A 21,405-nucleotide genomic window follows, 5' to 3' on the forward strand; every position below is an offset into this window, starting at 1 on the left:
ATTCGATCAAAGAATTAAGAAAGGCGGGTCTCAGGCCCGCCTTTTTTATTGGGCTTTTCTTAACGCGCATCTTGACCGAAAAACGTCTCACACTTTTCGGGATGCGCTTTATATCGCCTTACCAAGTCGGCCAGCCAGATCCTGAATATATTGCCAGGCAACACGACCGGAGCGATTGCCGCGTGTGGTTGACCATGTCAACGCTTCTGCATGCAATAGCTTTGGATCGTAATCCAATTGGTAATTGGCAGCATAGCCATCGACCATCGCCAGATAATCTTCCTGATTACATTTGTGGAAGCCTAGCCACAGGCCGAAGCGGTCAGACAGCGACACTTTTTCTTCAATCGCTTCCGATGGATTGACCGCCGTTGAACGTTCATTATCGATCATGTCACGCGGCATCAGGTGACGACGATTGGACGTCGCATAGAAAACCACATTGTCCGGACGACCTTCCACACCACCTTCAAGTGCGGCTTTGAGCGACTTGTATGATGTATCATCGTGATCGAATGACAGATCATCGCAGAACAGAATGAAGCGATAGGGCGTTTCCTTGATGAGTTTCATCAGGGCAGGGAGGCTGTCGATATCTTCACGATGAATTTCAACGAGTTTCAGCGGAAGCTTATCGGCCTGTTCCGCATTGACGCTGGCCTGTGCTGCCTTGACGAGCGATGATTTGCCCATGCCGCGTGCACCCCAAAGAAGCACATTATTAGCCGGATAACCTTTTGCAAAGCGGCGCGTATTATCGACAAGCTGATCACGCACGAGATCGACGCCACGGATAAGTCCAATATCGACGCGATTGACACGCTTCACCGCATCAAGCGTCAGACGCTCAGGCGCCCAGACAAAACAATTTGCAGATTCAAAATCAGGTGTTGCTGGCTGCGGTGGCGCAATGCGTTCCAGGGCCGCGATCAGGCGGTCGAGTTTCTGGCTTAATATATTTTCGGTCGTCATTCCATGCCCTCAGATGGTGAGGATGATGGCTTAACATGCAACAACCTGCAGGAAAAGTGTGTGGCTATGGCTGCATGAAGCCATCGTCGGTTGCAATTGGCGCACTAACCATTGTAATGCCATTAAGAATTTGTCTTTTGAGACTTCCAGAGGAGTAACTAATGTTTGTAACACCAGCTTATGCTCAGGCTTCCGGTGGCGCTATGGGGCCAGATATGCTCATGAGCATTCTGCCTTTCGTCCTGATTTTCGTTATCATGTATTTCCTCATCATTCGTCCACAGCGGACCCAGATGAAGAAGCGTCAGGAAATGCTCGCAGCCGTTCGTCGCGGTGATACAGTTGTAACTGGTGGCGGCATTGTCGGTAAGGTCCAGAAGGTCCACGACGATGGTGAACTTGACGTTGAAATTGCTGAAGGCGTGAAGATTCGCGTTCTGCGCAGCGCTCTTTCGGAAGTGCGCGTTAAGGGCGAACCAGTCGCTGATAACAAGAATAAGTAATTTTTGATTTGAACAGGCCCCGATAAGGATTCCCTAACCGGGGCCTGTTCATTATTGTGAGGCCTGCGTAAAGCGCACGCTTCCCACAAAACCGGCTGCACTATGCATCCGGTTTAAGTTCTTCCAGCCGAAACGGAATTGCTGCCCGATGCTATATTTTTCACGTTGGAAATCGGCTTTGATCTGGTTGGCAATTATCGCCAGCTTCATCATTGCATCGCCTAATTTTTTCTCGCGTGAAACTCTGGCTAATCTGCCGGGCTTTCTGCCGACCAAACAGGTCGCACTCGGGCTTGATCTGTCGGGTGGTTCACGCCTTGTGCTTCAGGTACAGAATCTTGGCCGAGGCGATGTCGACCGCACAAAAGACGTTATGCGTCAGCGACTTGAGGAATTGGGTTACGGCAACCCGATTGTTGATGAAGAAGGCCGCAATCGTATTCGCGTTGAAGTTCCGGGCCTCTACGACGCCCAGCTTCTAAAAGATATTCTCAGCATTCGTGGCGAACTTTCATTCCTTGCAGTCGATGACAGCATGTCGCCTGATGATGTTATCCGCGGTGGCGCTTCGCCGACGGATAGCTCGATTATTTATTCTTCTGACGATCCGCCCGTTGGCTACCTCGTAAAAAAACAGCCAATTTTCACGGGGGCGGACGTTGTCGATGCAAAAGCGACACTTGGCGGCGATGACAATGAACCTGTCATCACTCTGACACTGGATGAGAAGGGGCGCAGCGCTCTCGCAGCCGCGACCGCTCAGGTCACCGATAAGACTTTTGCCATCGTCGTTGATAATCAGGTCGTTTCCGCACCTGTCGTTGACGAGCCGCTTGATACCGATGAATTGCAGATTTCCGGCGCTTTTGATTTGCAATCGGCCAACAATATGTCGGTTGTTCTGCGTTCCGGTGCTTTACCTAAGGCTGTCACCGTTCTTGAAGAGCGCACAATTGCATCCGCGCTTGGCGACGATTATGCGAGTGCTGCGGTTTCTGCAGCATTGCTCGCAATGTTGCTCGTCGGTCTGTTTATGATCCTGTCCTATGGCGTCCTCGGCGTGATTGCCATGGTGGCGCTCGTCGTCAATATGGTCATTCTCGTTGCTGTCATATCACTGATTGGGGCGTCCATTACGCTTGCGAGCGTTGCGGGTATCGTGCTGATTATCGGTATGGCGGTTGACGCCAATATTCTGATTTATGAACGTGTTCGAGAAGATAGACGCAAGGGCTATTCCGTCGTTCAGGCAATGGAATCTGGCTTTTATCGCGCGCTCTCAACGATTGTTGACGCCAATTTGACCACGATGATTGCAGCACTCGTGCTGTTCCTGATGGGGTCCGGTCCGGTTCATGGTTTTGCGCTTACCGTTACAATCGGCATTTTGACGACACTGTTCACGACACTGACCTTCACGCGTTTGCTGATTGCCCAATGGGTGCGAACTGCAAAGCCGAAGGAAATTCCGAAGCGCCGTTTGAAACTGGTGCCGACAGTTACGCATATTCCGTTTATGCGTCTCCAGTTCGTAACGCTTGCGATTTCGGTCCTGGCTTCGGCAATCGTTGTCGCGCTCTTCGTCAACATTGGCTTCAACTACGGCATTGATTTCCGTGGCGGTTCAATGGTCGAATTGCAGGCGCGCAGCGGTGATGCAGATCTGCCAGATATTGAAGAGCGCATGAGCGAGCTGAATATCGACAGCGCGCGCGTGCTGCCTGCAAAGTCGCCACGCTCAGCTCTTGTTATCATCGGCAGTCAGGAAGTGGGTGACGATGCCGAGCAGACCGTTGCAGTGAAACTGCGTGGCGAGTTCGAGCAGGACTATTCGTTCCAGCGTGTTGAAGTGGTTGGCCCGACAGTATCCGAGCAGCTTTCACAGGCAGGGCTCCTGGCACTATTCTTGTCGCTCGCTGGTATCTTTGTTTATGTCTGGGTGAGATTCCGCTGGCAGCTGGCGCTCGGTGCGGTTCTTTCAACACTTCACGACGTTATCATTCTGGCGGGCGTGTTCATTGTCTTCCGCATGGAATTCAATCTATGGAGTGTGGCTGCGGTTCTGACGATCATCGGTTACTCGCTTAACGATACTATCGTGATCTATGACCGCGTGCGTGAAAATCTGCGCCGTTACAGCAGTGCACCATTGCCCGCAATTATCGATGCCTCGATCAATCAAACCTTGTCGCGTACTTTGCCGACGGCTTTTGTGACTTTCATTGCGCATATTCCGCTCTATATGTTTGGTGGTGCGGATATTCGAATGTTCGCACTGGCGCTGAGCGTGGGTATTATCGTTGCGACGTACTCTTCGATCTTTATCGCAGCACCTTTGCTGGTTCAGTTTGGCCTCAAGCCTCGCGAAGCAGATAGAGATGCAATGAGTGATGATCTTGAGCAGTCGCTCAATCTGGATAATTAAAGCACATCCCGAAAAGTGGGAACCGGTTTTCGGAACAAGATGTGCGCAAAAAATGGACAGAGCATTTCTAATGACTCAATCTGAACTGGGAATGCTCTGACATGGCTAAGGGTATAGAAATTCGCGAAGCCCATTTTCCGGGCCGCGCACCGATTGATGCCTATGGCAATGGCGGATTCCGCTTTGCTGATATGTCGCATATCGGGTCAATCCTTTGCCTGCCATCCGGTATTCATGGCTGGAAGCCGCAGACACCACCCATTATTTCGGTGAAAGATCTGGGCGCTATTCTGGAACAGGCGAATGATATCGAAATCCTGCTGGTGGGTACGGGTATGGATTTGCGCCGAATCCCGGAAGATGTACGCGCTGTGCTACGCGAACATCGTATTTCGTCTGATCCGATGAGCACAGGCGCTGCTGTGCGTACTTATAATGTTTTGCTTGCGGAAGATCGTGCGGTTGCAGCTGCGCTGCTTGCGGTAGACTGAACTGATGAACCAGAATCAAGAACATTGCCTGGCGCTTTTGCGTGAGGCTGACCGGGATCGTTATCTTTCAGTGCTTTATGCGCCGGAAGAAAAGCGGGGTGCGCTTGCGGCACTTTATGCATTCAATGCGGAAATTGCGCGAATTCGCGATCTGGTTCATGAGCCATTGCCCGGTGAAGTGCGTCTGCAATGGTGGCGTGATCTGATCAATGGCGAGGCGCGAGGAAGTGCTGAAGCACATCCTTTGGCAGCAGCACTGCTCGAGACGATAAGCAAATATGATCTGCCGCGCGTGGCTTTCGATAATTATTGCGAAGCGCGTATTTTCGATCTCTATGATGATACGATGCCAAGCCGGAATGATCTGGAAGGCTATTGCGGAGAAACCGCTTCTGCTTTGATTCAGCTTGGCACACTTATTCTTGATCGTAATGCTGCGCAGGCGCACACAGAAACGATCGGCCACGCAGGTGTTGCGCAGGCGGTTACTGGCTTGTTGCGTCTTTTGCCGATTCATCGTCGTCGCGGACAGCTTTATGTGCCTGCGGATATGTTGCAGGCGGTTGGCGTGTCGCGTGAAGCATTTCTGGCTAATGACGACAAATCTGCTCATGAGCGGGTTGTCAGTGTGATGATTGCGCTCGCACGCGAACATCTGGCGATTTTTGATAAGGCAAAGAAAGATTTGCCGAAAAGCCTCGGCCCGGCATTTCTGCCTATGGCGCTTGTCCCGGCCTATCTCAATGCCATTGAGCGATTGGGCAGCAAGGCCGCCGATCAGGTTGCGGACCTTTCGGCTATACGAAAACAATGGCTGATGTTTAGAGCTGGTTTTTAAACGAATAAGGCGGTTTTCTGAAAAGGAAAACCGCCTTATCTCATCGATCTTTATTTTATTTCTGAACTATGCGTTGTTGCTCAGCCATTCCTTAAAATCGGTCAGTGCGCGTGCAGACAAAGCACGCTTTTTCGCAATCGTCTTTTCCTTGCCGCGAAGGCGCTTGCCTTCAGTTTTTGGCACTTCGATTGGCGGGAATAGGCCGAAATTCACATTCATCGGTTGGAACGAACGCTTGCCCGGCTCTGCATCATCAGCAACGATGTGACCGCCAGTGATGTGGCCGAGCAGCGCACCAAATGCAGTGGTGAGTGGTGGCGCGACTGGTGTTTTGCAAAGCTTTTCGGCAGCGGTGAAACGCCCAGCCAGAAGACCAATGGCAGATGATTCGACATAGCCTTCGCAACCGGTGATCTGGCCTGCAAAACGCACGCTTTCGCGTGATTTGAGACGCAGCACATTATCGAGCAGCACTGGCGAATTGAGATAGGTATTGCGGTGCAAGCCGCCAAGACGGGCAAATTCTGCGTTCTCAAGACCGGGGATCATCTTGAAGATACCGGTCTGTGAACCGTATTTCAGCTTCGTTTGAAAACCGACCATGTTGTAAAGCGTGCCAAGCGCATTGTCCTGACGCAACTGCACGACAGCATAGGCCTTGACGGTCGGATTGTGCTCATTGGTGAGGCCCATTGGCTTCATCGGGCCATGGCGCAAAGTTTCAGCGCCGCGCTCTGCCATGACTTCGATTGGCAGACAGCCATCAAAATAGGGCGTACCTTCCCATTCCTTGAAATCTGTCGTGTCGCCTTCGATGAGGGCCGCAACGAAAGCCTCATACTGCTCCTTGTCCATAGGGCAGTTGATGTAATCCTTGCCGGTGCCGCCTGGGCCAACCTTGTCGTAGCGCGACTGGAACCAGCAGACATCCATATTGATCGAATCAAAATGCACGATCGGCGCGATGGCGTCGAAGAATGCCAAAGCATTCGCACCGGTTTGTGCCTGAATAGATTCAGCTAATGAAGGCGCCGTCAGAGGGCCAGTCGCGACAATTGCCTGCCCCCATTCTTCTGGCGGCAAACCAGTGATTTCTTCGCGTTCAATGGTGATCAGCGGATGCGCCTCAAGCTTTGCGGTCACAGCCTGCGAAAAGCCATCGCGATCGACCGCCAAAGCACCACCGGCCGGGACCTGATTGGCATCGGCGCAGGCCATGATCAGCGATCCCGCAAGGCGCATTTCTGCGTGAAGCACGCCAACAGCATTTGTTTCAGCATCGTCCGAGCGGAATGAATTGGAACAAACCAGTTCTGCAAGATTATCTGTCTTGTGCGCATCGGTGCCGCGAACGGGGCGCATTTCATGCAGAATAACTGGCACGCCAGCTTGCGCAAGCTGCCATGCGGCTTCTGATCCAGCGAGGCCGCCGCCGATGACATGTACGGGGGAGAGATTTGTATCTTTTGACATGGCAATCCCATACCTCCTTTGCATGCCGCCTTCAATGGGAGAAGAGCGTCGCGGTAGTGTAAACAGGTGCCAGAAAAACTAATGGCATCCATCGCGGGAGGAGGTGCGATGGATGCCATTATTGTCAGACCGGAATTGGGAGGAGGAGAGTCCGGTCCTATAGTATCGCAAAGCTTGGGAGGAGGAGTGCTTTGCGACGAGCCGAGCCTGATGGGAGGAGGATTCAGGCCCAGCAAATTTGAATTCGTTTTAAAGTCCGTTAGACTTAACGACCCTTGGACTGACGCGCTACATATGGGATGTCTGCGCGGGAAATGCCAAGATCATTGAGTTCGCGAGTCGAAAGCTGGTTAAGCTCGTTGACTGTGTCGCGGTAACGGCGCCAATTGCTGTAAGAGCGGATAAGGTTCATGGTGGTATTCCTTCATCGTTGAGGAACTGATTATCAATTCATCTTGTTTGTTGCTCATGATATAACGCATTGTTTTCGCTACTTGCAGACCCAAGTTTGCATAGCTGCTTTGCGGGCTCCGCACGGCGCTCTAAATCGATTAGACTGGTGAAGCACAAAATTGCCGTAATGGGTTAGAACGTATTTGTTTGCCGGCTGGTGAGTTTCCTATATGTTCTTAGCCACTTGGTAGGTTGATACCGTCAACGGATAGATTCTTCGGGAGTTGTTTTGTCGTTTTCAGTTTCAGTAGAGCGCCTCGTCGCGCGCTGGCAGCAAGAAGGCCTTATTGATGCAGATACTGCATCGCGACTGAACGCTGACCTTGAAAAACGTGGACCCCGGTTCAGCCTTGGTTCGGTTCTGGCAACACTCGGCGGGCTTTTGCTGGGTGCCGCCGTCATCATGTTGGTGGCGGCGAACTGGCAAGATATGCCGCGCATGGCGCGTATCGGCTTGATCTTCGCATTGATATGGGTTTGCTATGTCGGTGGTGCCTGGCGGCAGATGCGCGGTGATACTGTGTTGCCGCAGGCTCTCTATATAATTGCCGCCGCATCATTCGGTGCCGGTATCGCGCTTGTCGGGCAGATGTATCATATGTCGGGCGATGTGCATTCTGCTGCCGTCGTCTGGGCGGTTGGCGTTTTTGCCTCGGCCTTCCTTCTTCGTTCTTCCGTGCTCACGGCTTTTGGCGCGGCAGTCGCTTGCTTTTATCTCTCAACCTACTTTTTCGACAATGATTATGGCAGTTTGAGCTATCGCTGGATCGGGCCCTTGTTAGTTCTGGTGGGAGCTATTGCTGCACGCTTCACACAATCTCGACATGCGGCGCATATATTGTGCCTGTTTGTTTTGGGATGGGCTGCACTTCTTTATTCTGAGAACGAGAGTCGTTTCATTCTCGGTATGATGTTAATTGTTGGCATTGGCTTCATGCTTGCGGATGCTTTCGCACATGACCCACTTCAGAAACTGACACGCTTCGCACATCCGCTTGCATCTTACGGGCTGCTGCTTGCATTGCTGGCGTTGGGTATTCTCCAGCTCGACACCATGCTTTCGACGATCTTCGACAAAGACGTGACGCAAGATGTTGTCTTTGGCATTATCATTCTGGCGCTTGCAGTCGGCGCGCTTGCACTGTGCGGGCGGGATAATGGCAGCTTACGTTCGATTGCTTATGCAGCTTTTTCATTTGAAGTGCTTTATCTGGCCTTTACAACCGTCGGCTCAATGATCGGTACATCGGGCTTTTTCCTGATCGCCGGTGTTCTGGTTCTTCTTCTTGCAGCCTTTGTCCGCCGTATGGAAAACAGGTTCGGACGAAAGCGCCAAGGGGAGTTGAAGCTATGAGCTTATTAAAGAGTAAGTGGCTTTATGCTGGTGCGGTTGTCGCTGCCGCGCTTCAGACAGGCATTCTTTACGCAAGCATTGAGGAACGCGCCTCTGTACTGCGCTCTGGTCATGAGGTCGTACTGCAGACGCGCCCTGTTGATCCTCGAGACCTGATGCGTGGTGATTATGTGATCCTTGGCTATGACATCACGTCGATTGACCGCAAGTTGATCAATGGGTCGCCTGTCGATGGTTCTCGCACTGTTTATGTATCTTTGAAGCCTGGTGATGGCGGCATTTGGCACGTGGCGCGCGCATCTTTCACACCTTTTACGGACCTCGCCTTGGATGAGGTGCAGATTCGTGGAGAATCGACCTATGCGATTTCAGACTATCCAGATGCCACGCTCACTTTGCGCTACGGCATTGAGCGTTATTATGTTCCTGAGGGCGAGGGGCGTGTGATTGAGGATAGCCAACGCGATCTGGAAATCACTGCGGTCGTTGCGGTGAATGATGCAGGGACCGCTGTAATCAAAGCTTTGCGTGATAAAGGAACCCAACTTTACGAAGAGCCGCTCTATTAATCGGGCTTTGAATAAAAAGAGCTTGGCTAAGGCGATAAGATCGCTATATAGGGGCGGAAAGCACGAAGGCGCTTCGGCTTGAAAGAGCTGAAAATCAATCTTGCAAAACGGCTTTTTTCCTTTGAACCGGGAAAATTGAGTGTTATAGAGACGCGCGCTTTCGAGAGGCGGTTCAATACCTGAGACGATAATGTGTGTTCGGTGGAGTGCACGTCGGTTCAGAAGCGGATATGGCGAAATTGGTAGACGCACCAGATTTAGGTTCTGGCGGGAGACCGTGGGGGTTCGAGTCCCTCTATCCGCACCAACTGCCTCAAGGCAAAGAATTTCTCTCCCGCGACAAGGCAAAAGCGCCGGCAACGGCGGGACAATGATAGAAGTGAAGGTTTGAACATGCAGGTTACCGAAACGCTTAATGAAGGGCTGAAGCGCGAGATTAAAGTCGTGGTTCCTGCCGGAGATCTCGAAGCGAAGCTCTCTGAACGCCTAGAGACCGCGCGCGGTCGTGCTAAGATCAACGGTTTCCGTCCAGGTAAGGTGCCAACTGCGCACCTGCGCAAGACCTACGGTAAGTCCTTCATGGCAGAGATCGTGAACGAAATCCTCAATGATTCGTCGCGCTCGATTCTTGCTGACCGCAACGAAAAGTCGGCAACCCAGCCAGTCGTTTCGATGTCGGAAGACGAAAAAGAAGCTGAAAAGGTTCTCGACGGCAAGGCCGATTTCGTTTTCTCGCTGACTTACGAAGTTCTGCCAAAGATCGAAGTCAAGGATTTCAGCAAGATCGCTGTAACCCGTGAAGTTGTCGACATTTCGGAAGAAGAAGTTGACGAACAGGTTAAGCGCATTGCTTCCTCGACCCGCACTTATGAAGCGAAGAAGGGCAAAGCTGAAAACGAAGATCGCGTAACGATCGACTATCTCGGCAAGCTCGACGGCGAAGCCTTTGAAGGCGGCGCAGACACCGACGCTCAGCTCGTTCTTGGTTCGAACCAGTTCATTCCTGGATTTGAAGAACAGCTCGTTGGCGTTAAGGCGGGCGATGAGAAGGTTATCAACGTAACTTTCCCTGCTGAATACGGCGCAGCACATCTTGCTGGCAAAGAAGCGACCTTCGATATCACTGTTAAGGGCGTTGAAAAGGCTGGAGAACTCGTTCTCGACGACGAAACTGCAAAGAAGCTCGGCATTGAGTCGCTTGAGCGTCTGCGTCAGGTTGTTCGTGAGCAGATCGAAAGCCAGTACGGCCAGATTACCCGTCAAAAGGTAAAGCGTCAGATTCTTGACGCGCTCGATGGCGATTACGCTTTTGAAACCCCTGAAAAGCTGGTTGAAGCCGAATTCAACAACATCTGGCAGCAGATCAACTTCGACCTGCAGCAGGCTGGTCGTACGTTTGAAGACGAAGAAACTACGGAAGAAGCTGCTCGCGAAGAATATCGCAAGCTTGCTGAACGCCGCGTTCGTCTCGGTCTGGTTCTCTCCGAAATCGGCGAAAAGGCTGGCGTAGAAGTAACTGAAGAAGAACTGCAGCGCGCAGTTTACGATCAGGTACGTCGCTACCCAGGTCAGGAAAAAGAAATCTACGAATTCCTGCGCAAGACGCCGGATGCAGTTGCTAACCTTCGTGCACCGATCTTTGAAGAAAAGGTCGTTGATCATCTGCTCGCAAACATCAACGTGACCGATAAGAAGGTTTCGAAGGAAGTGCTGACTGCAGAAGACGAAGAAGGTTCGGAAGCAAAGCCTGCTAAGAAGGCAGCAGCCAAGAAGAAGGCCGCTCCTAAGAAGAAGGCAGAAGAAAAGTCCGACGAGGCTTAATTCTCTCTCTGACGTGAATATGGAATTGGCCGCGCATTGCGCGGCCTTTTCTGTTTGACCACGGCTAGAGCATTTCCATTTTTGATTGAATCAGAAAAAGTGCTCTATCTTTTTGTTTTTATGCACATCTAGTTCCGAAAACCGGTTCCCACTTTTCGGGATGTGCTCTAATTGACTGGCCGAAAAGCTTGCATCCTATAGGGGTTTGCTCTAGCCAGTAATCAATCAGTTTTTAGCTCAATCCGAATATTTGCGAGCCAGCATGACCCTTATTGATACGCGCACACCAGAACCGAAACGCTTCATCTCTGGCGCCACCGGCGACTGGGAAGTCGTCATTGGCATGGAAGTCCACGCACAGGTCACCTCCGAATCGAAGCTCTTCTCCGGTTCGTCCACAGCGTTCGGCGCGGAGCCGAATGCCAATGTGTCTTTGGTCGATGCTGCGATGCCGGGCATGTTGCCGGTGATCAATATTGAATGCGTCAAGCAGGCTGTGCGTACCGGCATTGGTCTCAACGCACAGGTCAATTTGAAGTCGGTTTTCGACCGTAAGAACTACTTCTATCCAGATCTGCCGCAGGGCTATCAGATTTCGCAGTTCAAGCAGCCAATCATTGGCGAAGGCAAGATCATGATCTCGGTTGGTCCCGACAATAAGGGCCAGTTCGAAGACGTTGAGATTGGTATTGAGCGTTTGCATCTGGAACAGGATGCGGGTAAGTCGATCCATGATCAGCATCCGACCATGTCCTATGTAGATCTGAATCGCTCTGGCGTGGCGCTGATGGAAATCGTTTCCAAGCCTGATCTGCGCTCATCGGATGAAGCGCGTGCTTATCTGACCAAGCTGCGCACGATTGTCCGCTATCTTGGCACTTGCGACGGCAACATGGATGAAGGCTCTATGCGTGCCGACGTGAACGTTTCCGTTCGTCGTCCGGGCGGTGAGTTCGGAACACGCTGCGAAATCAAGAATGTCAACTCGATCCGCTTTGTTGGTCAGGCAATTGAATATGAAGCACGTCGCCAGATTGCTATTCTGGAAGACGGCGGTTCTATCGATCAGGAAACACGTCTGTTTGATCCGGTGAAGGGTGAAACTCGTTCGATGCGCTCCAAGGAAGAAGCGCATGACTATCGCTATTTTCCGGATCCAGACTTGCTGCCGCTTGAATTTGATCAGGCATTTGTTGATGCACTCGCTGCTGATCTGCCGGAATTACCAGACGTCAAGAAAGATCGCTTTGTCGAAAAGCTCGGCATCTCGGTTTACGACGCGTCGATTCTCGTCAGTGAAAAAGCCATTGCCGATTATTACGAAGTCGTTTGTGATGGTCGTGATGGCAAACTGGCGGCAAACTGGGTCATCAACGATCTTCTTGGTGCGCTGAACAAGGCGGGCAAGGACATTGAAGAATCGCCTGTTACGCCTGCACAGCTCGGTGCGATCATTGATCTGATTAAGGACGGTACAATTTCCGGCAAGATCGCCAAGGAATTGTTTGAAATCGTCTGGAACGAAGGTGGTGAACCGAAGCAGATTGTCGAAGATCGCGGCATGAAGCAGGTGACTGATACCGGCGCGATTGAGAAGGCTGTTGACGACATCATTGCAGCCAACCCGGAAAAGGCTCAGCAGGCCAAGGAAAAGCCAAGCATGGCTGGCTGGTTTGTTGGACAGGTGATGAAGGCTACGGGCGGCAAGGCTAACCCGCAGGCCGTTAACGATCTGGTTAAGTCCAAGCTCGGGATTGAAGAATAATGTGGGTTCGCAGCGCCAGTGAAGCGGATCTGAAGGCTGTGCACGAATTGCTGGTTTCAACTTGGCATGCGACTTTCGATGATATTCTTGGTCAGGAGACGGTGAATGCCGTCACTGGCCAATGGCATTCTGTTGCAGCACTCAAGGCCAATCTCAAGAAGCCATATTCGGAATTCATCGTTGCAGACAACGGTGAGGGCGGTATCGACGGGATGGCTTTTGCAAGTCAGACCGGAGAAGGAAAAGCCTCGCTTCATCAGCTTTACGTTCGGCCTGAGACGCAGGTTCAGGGCATCGGTACGATGCTTCTGGCGGAAATTGAAATGGCTTTTCCCGGCGTTAATACGATGCATCTTGAAGTCATCGAGCGCAACGTAAAGTCTGTTCGTTTTTACGAGCGTAAAGGCTATGCGCAGGTCGGCCGCAGCGAAGATTGGGGCGATCCCAATTGCAAAGAGCCAGTGCTGATTATGGAAAAGTCTCTTGAAGGCTGGAGCATGTAGCAACTCTTTGCTGCTGCATCATACTCTTGTGACAGCGGCAACTTGCCCCTTGCCTTGTGCCTTTGATAGGGCCATAAGCGTTCAAAACCCGGCAGTTATTCTGCCTGTGGCAATAACGGATCTGGATAGGTCATGAAAACATTTATTACGCAAGTCTTCACGTGGTGGAATAGCCAGACGCTTGGCACCCGCCTTCATACCTGGCGCAAAGGCGAACGGGTTGGCGAAGATGAGTTTGGTAATATCTACTATCAGGGTGGCAAAGACTCTGAAGGTCGTACCCGTCGCTGGGTGATTTTCAACGGTTATGCAGAAGCAAGCTCGATCCCTCCGGGCTGGCATGGGTGGATTCATCACCGCGTTGATACACCGCCAAGCAAGGAAGACTACAAGCCACGTGACTGGCAGAAGCCACATTTGCAGAACCTTACAGGTTCGCCACTCGCTTATCGTCCAAAGGGCGCGATTGCTATTCCGGGAACAACACCGGGCGAACGTCCGCGCGTTACGGGTGAATATGACGCCTGGACACCGGGTAACTAATTAAGCAGAAAATACGGCATGATTATTCATGCCGTTTTTTATTGCGCGCGGTTTGCGTAAATGGGCTGAGGATATATGCCTCTGCTGTGTGACGATACGGCATTGTTGCTTGCGACTGGGCAACGAATCGTCACATTTGATCCCTAGGAATTATCCCGGCGCTATAATTAACCAGATTGATACGGATATCCGTTTTGACGAAGTATTCTCCCAGCACGGCTATAAACGGTAAAAACTGGTTCAAGCAGACATCTAAGGCTGCTTTGCTCGCGCTGTTGGTTGGTTCGTTCAGCTTCAATGCAGCTTATGCCGAGCGTATTTCTAATCCCGTTGCAGAGTTTTCGGGGCTGGATAAGATCACAGGCCGTATTACCAGCTTTGACGTTTATATTAATGAGACCGTGCAGTTCGGTGCGCTACAGGTAACGCCGAAGGTTTGCTATTCGCGTACCGAGAGCGAAACTCCGCGTACCGATAGTTTTGTCGAAGTTGATGAAATTACGCTTGATCGTAAGATTCGTCGCATCTTCACCGGCTGGATGTTTGCTGATAGCCCGGGTCTGAATGCCGTTGAGCATCCGATCTATGACGTATGGCTGAAAGACTGTAAACAGAAATCTGATGTTCCACCGCCGGATCAGCGTAAGTAATCATTAGATTTAAAAAATGGCATTGCCCTGAAGCGCTTCATCAAGAAGCGCTTCATATTTTTTGCGCTTCACTTCGATTGCGCCAAAGCGCTCAAGGTGGGCTGTGGTAAATTGCGTATCCAGCAGCACAAATCCCTGTTTCTTCAGGTGCTCAACGAGATAAGCAAGGCAGACCTTTGATGCGTCGCGCTTGCGAGTGAACATGCTTTCGCCGAAGAAAGCGCGGCCCAGCGTTACGCCATATAGCCCGCCAACCAGCTGACCGTCATGCCATGCTTCAACCGTGTGGCAATGACCAGCCTCAAAAAGCTTACCATAGGCCTCGCGGATGGGAGCGTTGATCCATGTTCGCGCACGTTCGCCGGAGCCACACGCGCAGCCGTCGATAACGCCCTCAAAATCACTGTCGAGCTTAATTTCAAAAACAGCTTGTCGGATAGTTTTTTGCAGGCTTTTCGGAACGTGAAAGCCATCAAGCGGGATGATGCCGCGCTTATCAGGTCGAACCCAGAAAATCTCGGGATCGTCCGCTTCTTCTGCCATAGGGAAAACCCCGGTGGCATAGGCCCGCAGGAGCAATTCCGGGTCGATTGAATAGTCGTCCGGGGAAGCTCCTGCGGTCAATTTACTTATGCACCTGATGTTTCTGACTGCTGAGCCAGATACTTCTCCAGCCAATGGATATCATAATCACCATTAGCAATGTCCTGATTGGAAATCAGGTCCTGGAAAAGGGGCAGGGTCGTCTTGACACCATCGACCACGAACTCATCAAGTGCGCGACGCAGACGCATCATGCATTCAACACGGTTGCGGCCGTGTACGATCAGCTTGCCGATGAGGCTATCGTAATATGGCGGAATGCGGTATCCGGAGTAAACGCCCGAATCCACACGGATGCCAAGGCCACCCGGCGTATGATAATGGGTGATCAAGCCCGGTGAAGGCGTGAAGTTGCGCGGATCTTCAGCATTGATGCGGCATTCAATGGCATGGCCATGGAAGCGAACATCGCTCTGCTTGACGGAAAGGCCGAGACCAGCTGCTACGCGGATCTGCTCGTGAACGAGGTCGATGCCGGTAATAGCTTCAGTGACTGGATGCTCCACCTGAAGACGGGTGTTCATTTCGATGAAATAGAACTCGCCGTTTTCATAGAGAAATTCGATCGTGCCTGCGCCGCGATAGCCCATATCGGCCACAGCATTGGCACAGATCATGCCGATCTTGTCGCGTGCTTCCGCATTCAACGCTGGCGAATTGGCTTCTTCCCAGACCTTCTGGTGACGACGCTGCAACGAGCAGTCGCGTTCGCCAAGATGGATTGCATTGCCGGCACCATCGCCCATGACCTGTACTTCGATGTGACGCGGCTTTTCGAGATATTTCTCGATGTAAACTGCATCATCACCAAAAGCTGCACCCGCTTCGGTACGCGCTGTGGCAAGTGCTACGGCCAGATCATCTTCAGTGCGCGCGACCTTCATACCGCGGCCACCACCACCGGCAGATGCCTTGATGATGACTGGATAGCCGATTTCTTTTGCGATGCGCTTGGCTTCGCCTTCGTCGGTTACGCCACCATCTGAACCGGGAACGACTGGGATGCCGAGGCGCTTAGCGGTGCGCTTGGCTTCAATCTTGTCGCCCATGATACGGATATGCGAAGAAGTTGGTCCGATGAAGGTAATGCCATGTGCTTCAAGAATCTCAGCGAACTTGGCATTCTCGGAAAGGAAACCGTAGCCCGGATGGATTGCGTCCGCGCCGGTGATTTCACAGGCGGCAACGATTTGATGAATATTCAGGTAGCTGTCGCGTGATGGAGGCGGTCCAATGCACACGCTTTCGTCAGCAAGACGAACATGCATCGCATCGGCGTCTGCCGTGGAATGAACTGCGACCGTCTTGATGCCCAGTTCTTTACAAGCCCTGAGCACACGAAGAGCGATTTCGCCACGATTGGCTATGAGTATCTTTTGAAACATTGCGCTTTGCTGCCCGTTCATTGAATAAGCCTGAATTCTAAAGCATGTCTCTCAAAAGTGGAAACCGGTTTTGAGATAAAGACATGCTTAAAAACAAAGAGATAGAGCGAGTGTTGAGGATACCATAGGGTGCGACACGCTCTAATGACCCAATGGGTCGTCTTATTCAATGACGACAAGTGGTTCGCCGAATTCAACAGGCGCTGCATCTTCAACCAGAATTGCCTTAACCGTGCCAGCACGTGGAGCGGCGATCTGGTTCATTGTCTTCATAGCTTCGATGATGAGAAGGGTCTGGCCTTCCTTAACCTGTGTGCCAACTTCGATGAAGTTGCGTGCGCCAGGAGCGGGCGCGAGATAGGCCGTGCCGACCATTGGTGAAGGAACCGCATTCTTGCTAAGTTCCGCTTTGGTCGGCTCTGTGGCTACAGCAGCAGTAGCAACAGGTGCAGCGGCAGCAACCGGTGCTGCCTGCATGACAGTTGCCGCTGCCTGAACCGTTACATTGCGCGAAACGCGAATGCGGAGTTCACCATGTTCGACTTCGATATCGGTGAGGTCGGTTTCATTGAGAATGTTCGCGAGATCGCGGATTGTATCTTTATCGATGACGGAAGTTTTGCTGGACATATCAGGCCCCTTTACGCTTACCCGTTGTTTTCTTCTTCTTTGGCAATTGCCGCGAGTGCGCGCAGGCCGAGCAGGTATCCTTCCGCGCCAAAGCCGCAGATAACGCCCTTGGCGACTGCGGAGACATAGGAATGATGCCGGAACGCTTCACGCGCATGAATATTCGACAGATGCACCTCAACAACCGTTACCTTGGCCGAGCGGATTGCATCGTGAATAGCAACCGAAGTATGACTGTAAGCAGCCGGGTTTATCAGGACATAGGCGTTTTTATTGCCTGCTTCCTGAATCCAGCTGACCAGATCACCTTCGTAATTCGTCTGACGAAAATCGACAGTAAGGCCCAGTTGTTCAGATTCGCGTTTGCAGCTCGCTTCGATATCATCGAGCGTTGCCACACCGTAGATGCCCGGCTCGCGCTTCCCAAGAAGATTGAGATTGGGGCCGTTCAAAACAAAAACCGTTTTTACCATGTTCATCCGTTATGGATTACGGGCCTATTACGAAATTTCGATTACACTTCGCATTCCATATAGAGAGGTTAGACGCAAGCTGAAACCCTCTAAATTAATGCTAATGTTACACCACAGCGTTTTTCCCGCTATTCTTTGTGGAATGAATGCAATTTGTGGCAAAAATAGTCACTTATTTGTTTTGGCGAGTGGATCGCGCCCTGAAGAAAAACTGCAGGGCGCGCTCCTAATCGGCTCAGCTTTTATCAGCTGTACGTGCAGCGGCGATTCTTTCGATCAGACCTTCGGCACCGATTGCACCCGGCACCAGATCGTTTCCGATGATGTAAGATGGCGTTCCGGTGATGTTAAGCTTTTGTGCGAGCTGATAGGTTTCCTGGAAAGCTTTTGTGATCGCAGGGTCTTTCATCTTCTCGCGAAGCTGGACTTCATCAGCACCAAGCTTGACTGCGTCGGCGATAGCTGAGGCTTCGGTTGCGCGTTCCTGTGCGCCTAAAAGAACTTCATGATACTCGACATATTTTTCCGGCATCAAAGCTTTGAAAGCCTGCGCGACAACATGCGCGCGCATCGAGTCTGGTCCGAGGATCGGAAATTCCTTCATCACGAAGCGAACATTCTTATCGTTTTTGAGGATCGCTTCCATGTCGGGCAGGGCGCGTTTGCAATAGCCGCAATTATAATCGAAAAACTCATAAACCGTGACGTCACCGTCTGGATTACCAAACACTGCGTCATGTGCAGGATTGAAAAGCTGATCCTGACTGGAAGCCAGAACCTGCTTCACCTGTTCTTGAGCTGCCTCTGCCTGTTTAGTTTCAAGGGCAGTTTGCACTTCGACCATGATTTCCGGGTTCTGTAGCAAATAATTGCGCACAATGCTTTCGACAGCCTGTTGGGTCATCGCAGGTGCCGCAGCCGCCTCAATCGGGGCAACTGGCGCTGGATGCTTCTCAGTTCCTGCATAATAGCCGAGAGCGAGGGCTCCGGCACCAATGATGCCGCCTGCCAATCCGCCTAAAATTACGTTCTTCATATCGATCACTTTCTTACGTTCTGAAAAACTGCTCAGACATTCTCAATTGGAATGTCTGGGGATTATTTTTTCTTCGTTTTGGCGTTGATGATGTCTTGCGCGCGCAGCCAGTCGGGCGTTCCCCGTTTCATCTGTTTTTGAGCGCGAATAGCAAAAATTTGGGCCTGCTGTAGGTTGCCGGAATAGTAGTTCATGTCTGCCGTTGCAAGATCAGCACGCGCCATATCGCCAGACTGGCCATAAGCCTGTGCGAGATAACCATATCCTCCCGGAAATTCGGGGTCGGCTGCAATCCCTGCTTTTAGCTCCTTGATTGCATTCGGCATATTAGCTTTGGTGCCGGTCAGCATTAAAGCACGACCATAGCTCATCCGCAGCAATGGTGACTTGCGCGTATCCAACGCAACGGCGCGCTGGAATGCTTTTGCAGCACCTTGAGCGTCGTTGGCCTTGATCAGCACTTCGCCCATCATTTCATGGAAATACGGATTTTTTGGCTGTTCTTTAATCAGCGCTTCGAACTTCGGAATTGCGGAACGCGCCGAGCCGTTCAGGTAAGTTGTGATTGCACTGCCGTAACGCGCAGGCAAGCCACCGGGATTGGCTTTAAACATGCGTTGCAATGCGCCCATATTGTTAGAATAGGCAGCAATCTTAGCACGCGCCATATCATGTCTGAGCTGAAGAGCGGCTGAGTCCGTCTTGTTGTAATTTGGACTCTTTTTTGCGAGCTCCTGCAGATTGGCTATGCGTTCACGCGGCAACGGGTGGCTGATGCGATACTGATCGATCTGCGTGCCTGAAAGCGAAAGGGCAGAAGCAAACCGCTGGAATGTATCGAGCATTCCTTTTGTCGATTGGCCAGTTGCATTGAGATAATTCACCGCCAGACGATCCGCAGTGATTTCTTCAGTGCGCTGATAGCTCAACAGGCTGCGCATCGCCATTTCGTTACTACCCATGGCAATGCCACCGCCAGCACCCGCAGCGCCGCTGCTGCCTGATGCTGCACCCGCAACGCCAACGCCAACGCCAAGCAACATGCCGATAACCGCCATCGTGCGGGCACGGCTTAATTGTTCACGCAAACGGTCCTGATGGCCGCCTGCAATATGGCCTGCTTCATGTGCAATTACGCCGATAATTTCATTGGGCGTTTCGGACTGCATGATTGCGCCGGTATTGATGAAAATACGGCGTCCATCAACAAAAGCATTGAAGCTTTGGGAATTGACGAGAATGACGCGGACACCGCGTCCACCCAGATTAGCTGCTTTAAGGATTGGTCCAGCATAATCCGCAACAAGCGCTTCAATCTCAGCATCACGCACAACCGGAACGCCACCACCACGTGACTGAGCCTGTGCAGGCAATACGCCCGTAACGCCGATAGCAAGTGCCGCAAAAGCGGCTACGGAACGGCGGATGACGCGGCGGAAAGAAAACGCTTCCATCGGAAAAGTTGCAGACATGCTCCCCATTATGCCTCTCATCCTGCTTAAAAGAAAATGATGCGAATCTTAAAGGTCAAATCTACTTTAAGGGCTTTATCTCAATCTTCATCGCTGTTTTTACCAAAGCCGCTGTTGCTTTACCAATTCGGCGATTATAGGGCGAGGGAGTAACATTGCATTCCCTGCATTTTGGAGACTAAGTTGAATACTCTTTCACACCGAAGCGCGGTCGAACCGTTTCACGCCATGGATGTTCTGGCGGAGGCCAATCGTCGTCGTGCGGCGGGCCATCCGATAATTTCGATGGCAGTAGGCCAGCCAGCAGACCCTGCGCCGCAAATTGTGCGGCTGGCTGCGGAACGCGCCCTGAAAGATGGTCGCATCGGTTACACCGATGCACTTGGTCTCATCGAACTGCGTGAGGCGATTGCTGCGCATTATGCGCAGTGCTATGGCGTATCTGTTTCGCCTCAGCGTATTGCGATTACCACAGGCTCATCGGCTGCGTTTAATCTGGCATTTCTGGTCTATTTCGATCCGGGCGACCGTGTTGCAATCACGCGTCCGGGTTATCCGGCCTATCGCAACATTCTGACGGCGCTTGGCCTTGAAGTGGTTGAAATCGCCAATGAAGGCGGCGCATCAGGTGCACTGACCGCTCAGGCATTGGCAGCTGCTCATGCGGAAAAGCCGTTGAAGGGCGTGCTTTTTGCAAGCCCGGCCAACCCAACGGGTGCCGTGATAGACAAACCAGAACTCAAGGCAATCATTGAAACAGCGCAGGAACTCGGCATTCGCGTTATTTCGGATGAAATTTATCACCGCCTTTCTTATGAAGCCGAAGATGTAACTGCTTTGCAGATTTCAGATGATGTGACGATCATCAACTCGTTCTCAAAATATTATTGCATGACCGGTTGGCGCATTGGCTGGATGGTGTTGCCGGAAGCTGATGTGCGGGCAATCGAGTGCCTCGGTCAGAGCCTTTATATTTCAGCGCCTGAACTTTCGCAGCGCGCTGCAATCGAAGCATTCAATGCGACCGCTGAGCTTGAGCGCGTGAAAGATCGCTATCGCCAGAACCGCAAAATCCTGCTCGATCATCTTCCAACAATGGGATTGAGCCTTGCTGCACCGATGGATGGCGCATTCTACGCCTATTGTGATGTTTCTCGCTTCACCAATGACAGCATGGAATTTGCACGTCAGATGATCGCTGAAACCAATATTGCCGCCACACCGGGTCGCGATTTTGATCCGATTGATGGTCATCGAACTATGCGATTTTCTTATGCGGGCAGCATTGAGGAAATAGAGGAAGTGGTACGTCGTCTTGAAGCTTGGCTGCCACAGCAAAAGGCCTGACCATAAAACACCAGAGCGCTTCAAACTTTTCGGAGCGCGCTCTAAACCTAAAAGAAAACCGGCGTTTCCGCCGGTTTTCTTATATTCTACATCAGAGTG

Annotated in this window: 21 protein-coding genes and 1 tRNA gene; 13 read left to right on the forward strand and 9 right to left on the reverse strand. The window is 51.7% G+C overall.

All coding sequences use genetic code 11. The annotated features are described in order from the left end of the window. Positions 1-108: 108 nt before the first annotated feature. Complete coding sequence (locus tag RI570_RS10955) at positions 109-972, reverse strand: ATP-binding protein (protein ID WP_313828437.1); 864 nt, start codon at positions 970-972, stop codon at positions 109-111. 161 nt (positions 973-1,133) lie between these two features. Here RI570_RS10955 and yajC point away from each other — a divergent pair, with 161 nt between their 5' ends. The 4 genes from yajC (at position 1,134) to RI570_RS10975 (ending at position 5,229) form a co-directional block, all read left to right on the forward strand. Next, positions 1,134-1,475: a preprotein translocase subunit YajC gene (gene yajC / locus RI570_RS10960; RefSeq protein WP_250039739.1), complete on the forward strand. Its 342-nt coding sequence runs from the start codon at positions 1,134-1,136 to the stop codon at positions 1,473-1,475. 106 nt (positions 1,476-1,581) lie between these two features. Continuing rightward, a complete protein-coding gene (secDF, locus tag RI570_RS10965; RefSeq protein ID WP_313828632.1) occupies positions 1,582-3,900 on the forward strand; it encodes a protein translocase subunit SecDF in 2,319 nt (772 codons plus the stop codon). A gap of 101 nt (positions 3,901-4,001) precedes the next feature. After that, positions 4,002-4,391, forward strand: coding sequence for an Mth938-like domain-containing protein (locus RI570_RS10970; RefSeq protein WP_313828438.1), 390 nt, complete (start codon positions 4,002-4,004; stop codon positions 4,389-4,391). A gap of 4 nt (positions 4,392-4,395) precedes the next feature. Then, positions 4,396-5,229 carry a phytoene/squalene synthase family protein gene (locus RI570_RS10975; protein WP_313828439.1) on the forward strand — a complete coding sequence of 278 codons (834 nt, stop codon included), beginning with the start codon at positions 4,396-4,398 and terminating at the stop codon, positions 5,227-5,229. A gap of 66 nt (positions 5,230-5,295) precedes the next feature. Here the strand turns inward: RI570_RS10975 and trmFO are convergent, their stop codons facing one another. Then, positions 5,296-6,702: a methylenetetrahydrofolate--tRNA-(uracil(54)-C(5))-methyltransferase (FADH(2)-oxidizing) TrmFO gene (gene trmFO, locus RI570_RS10980; protein WP_313828440.1), complete on the reverse strand. Its 1,407-nt coding sequence runs from the start codon at positions 6,700-6,702 to the stop codon at positions 5,296-5,298. Between the two features lie 265 nt (positions 6,703-6,967). Further along, complete coding sequence (locus RI570_RS10985; RefSeq protein WP_250039747.1) at positions 6,968-7,114, reverse strand: DUF1127 domain-containing protein; 147 nt, start codon at positions 7,112-7,114, stop codon at positions 6,968-6,970. A gap of 270 nt (positions 7,115-7,384) precedes the next feature. On the opposite strand from RI570_RS10985, the gene RI570_RS10990 reads away from it, so the two are divergent. The 8 genes from RI570_RS10990 (at position 7,385) to RI570_RS11025 (ending at position 14,360) form a co-directional block, all read left to right on the forward strand. Then, entirely contained in the window at positions 7,385-8,509 is a 1,125-nt protein-coding gene (locus tag RI570_RS10990; protein ID WP_313828441.1) for a DUF2157 domain-containing protein, read from the forward strand. Beyond that, positions 8,506-9,078: a GDYXXLXY domain-containing protein gene (locus tag RI570_RS10995; protein WP_313828442.1), complete on the forward strand. Its 573-nt coding sequence runs from the start codon at positions 8,506-8,508 to the stop codon at positions 9,076-9,078. Before RI570_RS10990 ends, RI570_RS10995 begins: the two co-directional genes overlap by 4 nt. A 224-nt stretch (positions 9,079-9,302) precedes the next feature. After that, positions 9,303-9,385 (forward strand) — tRNA-Leu (locus RI570_RS11000). Positions 9,386-9,471: 86 nt separating this feature from the next. Next, the gene (tig, locus tag RI570_RS11005; protein WP_313828443.1) at positions 9,472-10,899 is read left to right on the forward strand and encodes a trigger factor; all 1,428 of its coding nucleotides are present in this window, start codon (positions 9,472-9,474) and stop codon (positions 10,897-10,899) included. A gap of 262 nt (positions 10,900-11,161) precedes the next feature. Continuing rightward, on the forward strand, positions 11,162-12,664 hold the full coding sequence (gene gatB / locus RI570_RS11010; RefSeq protein WP_313828444.1) for an Asp-tRNA(Asn)/Glu-tRNA(Gln) amidotransferase subunit GatB: 1,503 nt from the start codon (positions 11,162-11,164) through the stop codon (positions 12,662-12,664). Beyond that, the gene (locus tag RI570_RS11015) at positions 12,664-13,167 is read left to right on the forward strand and encodes a GNAT family N-acetyltransferase (protein ID WP_313828445.1); all 504 of its coding nucleotides are present in this window, start codon (positions 12,664-12,666) and stop codon (positions 13,165-13,167) included. Before gatB ends, RI570_RS11015 begins: the two co-directional genes overlap by 1 nt. Positions 13,168-13,299: 132 nt before the next feature. Next, positions 13,300-13,710, forward strand: a complete 411-nt coding sequence (locus RI570_RS11020) for an NADH:ubiquinone oxidoreductase subunit NDUFA12 (RefSeq protein WP_313828446.1) — start codon at positions 13,300-13,302, stop codon at positions 13,708-13,710. A 179-nt stretch (positions 13,711-13,889) separates the two neighbouring features. Beyond that, positions 13,890-14,360 carry a DUF2155 domain-containing protein gene (locus tag RI570_RS11025; protein WP_313828633.1) on the forward strand — a complete coding sequence of 157 codons (471 nt, stop codon included), beginning with the start codon at positions 13,890-13,892 and terminating at the stop codon, positions 14,358-14,360. A gap of 9 nt (positions 14,361-14,369) precedes the next feature. Here RI570_RS11025 and aat read toward each other — a convergent pair whose 3' ends face one another. The 6 genes from aat to RI570_RS11055 all read right to left on the reverse strand — a co-directional run bounded on the left by aat (position 14,370) and on the right by RI570_RS11055 (position 19,968). After that, complete coding sequence (gene aat / locus RI570_RS11030; protein ID WP_313828634.1) at positions 14,370-14,939, reverse strand: leucyl/phenylalanyl-tRNA--protein transferase; 570 nt, start codon at positions 14,937-14,939, stop codon at positions 14,370-14,372. A gap of 50 nt (positions 14,940-14,989) precedes the next feature. After that, on the reverse strand, positions 14,990-16,348 hold the full coding sequence (gene accC / locus RI570_RS11035; RefSeq protein WP_313828447.1) for an acetyl-CoA carboxylase biotin carboxylase subunit: 1,359 nt from the start codon (positions 16,346-16,348) through the stop codon (positions 14,990-14,992). A 162-nt stretch (positions 16,349-16,510) separates the two neighbouring features. Further along, the gene (gene accB, locus RI570_RS11040) at positions 16,511-16,978 is read right to left on the reverse strand and encodes an acetyl-CoA carboxylase biotin carboxyl carrier protein (protein ID WP_313828448.1); all 468 of its coding nucleotides are present in this window, start codon (positions 16,976-16,978) and stop codon (positions 16,511-16,513) included. Between the two features lie 17 nt (positions 16,979-16,995). Beyond that, positions 16,996-17,451, reverse strand: coding sequence for a type II 3-dehydroquinate dehydratase (gene aroQ / locus RI570_RS11045; RefSeq protein WP_313828449.1), 456 nt, complete (start codon positions 17,449-17,451; stop codon positions 16,996-16,998). 235 nt (positions 17,452-17,686) lie between these two features. Then, positions 17,687-18,487, reverse strand: a complete 801-nt coding sequence (locus RI570_RS11050; RefSeq protein ID WP_313828450.1) for a DsbA family protein — start codon at positions 18,485-18,487, stop codon at positions 17,687-17,689. Between the two features lie 62 nt (positions 18,488-18,549). Then, entirely contained in the window at positions 18,550-19,968 is a 1,419-nt protein-coding gene (locus RI570_RS11055; RefSeq protein WP_313828451.1) for a M48 family metalloprotease, read from the reverse strand. Positions 19,969-20,142: 174 nt separating this feature from the next. Between RI570_RS11055 and RI570_RS11060 the strand changes: the two genes are divergently transcribed. Then, positions 20,143-21,306: an aminotransferase class I/II-fold pyridoxal phosphate-dependent enzyme gene (locus RI570_RS11060; RefSeq protein ID WP_313828452.1), complete on the forward strand. Its 1,164-nt coding sequence runs from the start codon at positions 20,143-20,145 to the stop codon at positions 21,304-21,306. The last annotated feature ends 99 nt before the right edge of the window (positions 21,307-21,405 follow it).

Origin of the sequence: Brucella pseudogrignonensis, from assembly GCF_032190615.1 — a bacterium.
GTDB lineage: Bacteria > Pseudomonadota > Alphaproteobacteria > Rhizobiales > Rhizobiaceae > Brucella > Brucella pseudogrignonensis_B.